This window comes from Paraburkholderia sp. BL18I3N2, assembly GCF_003001875.1.
Classification (GTDB): domain Bacteria; phylum Pseudomonadota; class Gammaproteobacteria; order Burkholderiales; family Burkholderiaceae; genus Paraburkholderia; species Paraburkholderia phytofirmans.
Genome location: NZ_PVNC01000052.1, coordinates 1 through 4,451 on the forward strand (window position 1 = coordinate 1; position 4,451 = coordinate 4,451).

The following is a 4,451-nucleotide window of genomic DNA, read 5'->3' on the forward strand; positions in this document are numbered from 1 at the left end:
AGATCGTCCACGCTTTTCAGCTTGCGCATTATCGAAGGATGAGGTTGCGAAGGCCCCAGTCTAACCGAGTCAAATTCACTATTTGCACCAGAACCGACGCGTTCTGGATCTGTCGCGCGCTGCAGGCTCAGCACCTCGAGTGCTACGTCGTCGATCCGGCCAGCATTCCGGTCGAACGCGATCAGCGACGTGCCGAAACCGACCGGCTCGATGTCATCAAACTCGTCATCAACCTGCGTGCCTGGCTGCGTGGAGAGCGCGACCGCATGCACGTCGAGCATGCGCCGTCACCACAGGACGAGGCATCGCGCCAGTTGATGCGCGAGCGCGGGCAACTGCAGAAGGAAGTTCTTCAGCACCGTGACAGGATGCGCAAGCTGTTGGCAACCCTCGGCTGCTGAGATGCGGTCAATCACCGTGCCTTCGCTGGCCGACTTCAGCGCGACGAGGTCCGCTGCCACGACGGCATGCCGTTGCCGCGCGAGTTGCGCGAGCGTTTACTACGCGGGTGCGAACGCCTGACACTCGTCGAACAACAGCTTGCGGAACTGGAGAAGACGCGACAGGCAGACGCGCCAGCACTCGCGCGCCAAGTGTTGCGCTGGCGCTTCTGCAGGGGATTGGCGAGGTGGGCGCGTCGCGCCTCGCGCTCGAGCTGTTCTGGAGGGAGTTCAGCAACCGGCGCCAGCTGGGTGCGTGCGTCGGGTTGACGCCGCAGCCCTACGACAGCGGCGAAAGCGAGGTCGACCAGGGAATCGGCAAACAGGGAAACCGCCGGGTCCGCGCGTTGCTGATCGAAATCGCATGGAGCTGGCTGCGCTACCAGCCTAACAGCGCACTCACGCAGTGGTTCAACCAGCGCACACAGGGCACAGGACCGAACCGATGTGCCAGGCGTATCGCGATCGTCGCGGTGGCGCGGCGCCTCACAATCGCGCTGTGGCGCTATTTGAGGGACGGCGAGATACCCAAAGGCGCGCAGTTGAAGTCCATATGATCCCTCAGGTTTGGCAGGAAGGAGATTAGCCTTAGCCAGGCAGTACATAGCAAACGCCTTTGAAGTGACCATGCCCGTATACTGACTGGGTTGCACAGGCAACCGACTCACTAGATTGGCGCATGTTCCTGGTGATGGTTTCCAGCGTAACGCACATCAGGATAAGGCCTGGCGGAGACGCGCCGGCGGATAGAAGGTGGTAAGACGTTGGAGTCTTACGTGCGCGATGAACGGTTTCAAAACAAAGGAATGCAGAAGAGATGGCTGTGCACTAACGGGACGCGAAAACCGCCTTGACAACTTAAAGCTCATAGAAGTCAGTATGACTCCGCGAGGTACAGGCTGGCCCGCCGCGAGGACTCAAACGTGGGTTAACATTTCTGCCAGAGCCGCACGGCGTGGACAGGGCCACACCCGGCGGGTATCCATCACGGACGCCAGCGTGGAAAACGATAGCACACTGTACGTGGGCCTCGACGTCCACAAGGATTCGATCACGGTTGCCTATGCGCTGGGCACAGGCGAGGTCGAACTGCTCGGCAAGATTGGCACGACGAAGACGGATATTGATCGGCTGTGTACGCGCCTGCAACCGAAGGCGCGGCACATCCGCATCTTCTACGAGGCGGGCCCGTGCGGCTATGGACTTTACCGTCAGTTCGTGCAGAAGGGATTCGACTGCCTGGTGTGCGCGCCGTCGCTGATTCCGAAAAAGCTGGGCGAGCGGGTCAAGACTGACCGGCGTGATGCGATCAAGCTGGTGCGGTCGCTGCGCGCCGGCGACCTGTCAGCGGTGTACGTGCCAAGCGTGGAAGACGAAGCATTCCGCGATCTGGCTCGCGCATGAGTCAGCGCCAAGGACAATCTAAGCCTGCGCGGCAACGGCTGAACGCCTTTCTGCTCCTGCATGGCGTGCGTATATAAATGAATAATTATTCCCGGCTATACATTCCATCTCATTTTGGTCGCGATTCTGATTTCCAAATATTATGGGCTTCGCAGCCGCTATAATCAGAAGTCCAGCACCGCTATTCGCCGGCCCCCACTCAGTGCCATAACGGCCAATGTGTTGGCTAATTCGGCCATGTAATACCGTCAAAAGAGTCAGACCTATAGCATGGACGAATAAGAAAAAAATCAGAGTCTTGGGAACAAGACTTTGCAGACCACACATTTCTGGGGAAAAGTAAATGGACTTGGTAGATACTCTACCGCGTGGCTCGCGGCAGAGTGCCGTGCCGATGCAAACGACCGCGCTGACTCGCGTCGACATCGCACTGTTCAATGGGTTTGCCCTGCCTACGGTCGCAGCAATCATCGAGATCTTCCAGAAGGCAAATTCGCTCACCGCCGCGCAGCGATCGGGCCGCGGCCGCTACGACGTCTCGCTGCTTTCCGCCGCGGGCGGGCGCATCGCCAGTTCGTCATCTGTATTTGTCTGGACCGACGACGTCCAGTCGCACCGAGGCACGAACGAAACGCACCTGTTGTTCATTGCCGGCGGCGAGGGCGTACAGCAAGCATGCCGCGACGAGCGATTGAGCAACTGGCTGCGCCGCCGGCATCCGGTCAGCGAGATCGTGCATCCAATCGCGGAGGGCCAACTGCTGCTGCAAGCTGCCGGGTTGCCCAGTCGCTACTGCCCGCTTTTCTATGGCGGTAGCGAAGTGCAAGGCCTGCCTCCGGCGGGGTCGCTAACAGAACCGCCTGGTGCCGTATCCACGGCGTTACGCATTGTCGAAGAGGATCTCGGCGCCGATCTGACACAGCAGGTCGCCGAATCGATCGCCCCGCAACCCACGACACCTTTCCGCTCAGTAGCCACGTTTGGCCTGGCGTCACAGGCCAGTGGCAAGATCTTGGCGTCGGCACGCTGGTTGGAAGCGAACGTCGATCGTCCCATCTCAATCGACGATGCGGCGCAAGTCGCGGCGATGAGCGAGCGCAACTTCCTGCGCCGGTTCAAAAGCGAGATCGGCATGACGCCATCCGATTATCTGCTTCGCGCACGTTTGAACATGAGTTGCCGGATGCTCGTCGAATCGAGCCTGCCAGTCGACAAGGTCGCGCGCCGCTGCGGTATTGGAAGCGGCGGGCAGTTGTCGAAGCTGTTCAGAAAATATCTGGCGACGACGCCGACGGACTATCGGACGCGCAAGCAGGTGGCACCGTAGAAGGCTTTCGGCAAAGGTGCCTGATCAGCGGCAGAAGCTGGATCCGGGGAGCACGGCCGCCACACGTGGCAGCGACATCGAACAGGCGGCGCCGGACGTGCTCAACATCGATGCGGGTGGCGGCGAAGCCGCGCCAATTCCCTGCACCATCGAAGGCAGGAGCGCAGCGCGCTTTATCCATTCCAGGCTGACTCATCAACGCACGAGCCTGCATCGACGTCGCGCTGCCGAGCGCACCTACGCCGCCCGCAGCGGCCAGCTGACTGGACAGCATCATCCGTGAAGGCGTGATCTGCGCTGTCGGCGACAGTGGGTCGACGGTCGACATGAGCTCACGCAAACGCCGGTCCCCATCGCTCGGCGCAATGAGCGCCATGTACGGATCGTTCGATTCCCGCCGACGATGCTTTTGTTGCGTCGTTTGCAGAAGCGACGACGTCAATGCCGATCGCCGTGGAACGAAGGCAAACGGTCTCCGTCCTACCAGGAAATGTGTCAACGGATCGTTGAAGTCCATCGGATCGCAAAAATGTCTATATTTTCCAATCCTTAGCACCGAAGGGAATGTGTCACTAACGACAGGCTTTGTGATGCTTCCGTGGGCCGAGTGGTGTCCGTGTGCCCGCACATATGGCGATCGATCAACCGAGACGGGAGACGCAAAGGCTGCGGGCGTCACGCTCACTCAAGGCAACACTCAAGATAGCGGCGTGTGAAAGCGCTGCGATGCGTTGGTTTCATTGGTACAGCGTTGCTCGGGGTCCATGTCCCACCATGACTCGCGCGGAAATATCCTCAAAGAAAACGCGCCTCCGGCGGTTGAGCCTTCACGGGATAAGCTGCTTCGCGACCGCAGCGCCGACATGATGATGCCAGCGTGCATGATAGGCGGGACACAGACGCAGGCTCTCCAGTTGATGCACACCGCTGTGATAGCCATGTGCGAGACAGCAGTGACAGTAGCGAAACGTATCGCTATAACGTCGCCGGTTTTGTTGCAATAGGCTGGTCCCCTATGATGTACGGAATTATATAGACGACGGAAAGCTTGATGACGACGTTGAATCCGGCGGTGGCCGAGTGCTCAAACGTCTCCATTACCCGCTTGATGTGATGCTGACGTGCGTGCGTTGGTACGTGGCTTATCCGCTGAGCCTGCGTTTCGCCGTCGAAAGCGCCCGGTTGGCTGTCGACAGGGCCGGAAAGACGGTGGATTTCCTGCTTCGAGCCAATCGTGACAAGGCTGCCGCCCGTCGCTATTTCGAGAAATCCATCGAGCA

General features: G+C 59.6%; 3 protein-coding genes and 2 pseudogenes. 3 read left to right on the forward strand and 2 right to left on the reverse strand.

Features of this window, described 5'->3' with window-relative positions:
• The 3 genes and pseudogenes from B0G75_RS39765 to B0G75_RS39775 form a co-directional block, all read left to right on the forward strand.
• Positions 1-997: pseudogene (locus B0G75_RS39765) on the forward strand (IS110 family transposase); the annotation flags it as partial.
• A 442-nt stretch (positions 998-1,439) separates the two neighbouring features.
• Positions 1,440-1,912 (forward strand): annotated as a pseudogene (locus tag B0G75_RS39770) (transposase); the annotation flags it as partial.
• Positions 1,913-2,187: 275 nt separating this feature from the next.
• Complete coding sequence (locus tag B0G75_RS39775) at positions 2,188-3,171, forward strand: GlxA family transcriptional regulator (RefSeq protein ID WP_106286466.1); 984 nt, start codon at positions 2,188-2,190, stop codon at positions 3,169-3,171.
• Here the strand turns inward: B0G75_RS39775 and B0G75_RS40435 are convergent.
• Complete coding sequence (locus tag B0G75_RS40435) at positions 3,110-3,688, reverse strand: hypothetical protein (protein WP_146142609.1); 579 nt, start codon at positions 3,686-3,688, stop codon at positions 3,110-3,112. The two genes, B0G75_RS39775 and B0G75_RS40435, sit on opposite strands and share 62 nt — an antisense overlap.
• Before the next feature lie 458 nt (positions 3,689-4,146).
• On the reverse strand, positions 4,147-4,451 hold a 305-nt coding region (locus tag B0G75_RS41930; protein ID WP_308705959.1), incomplete at its 5' end, for a hypothetical protein.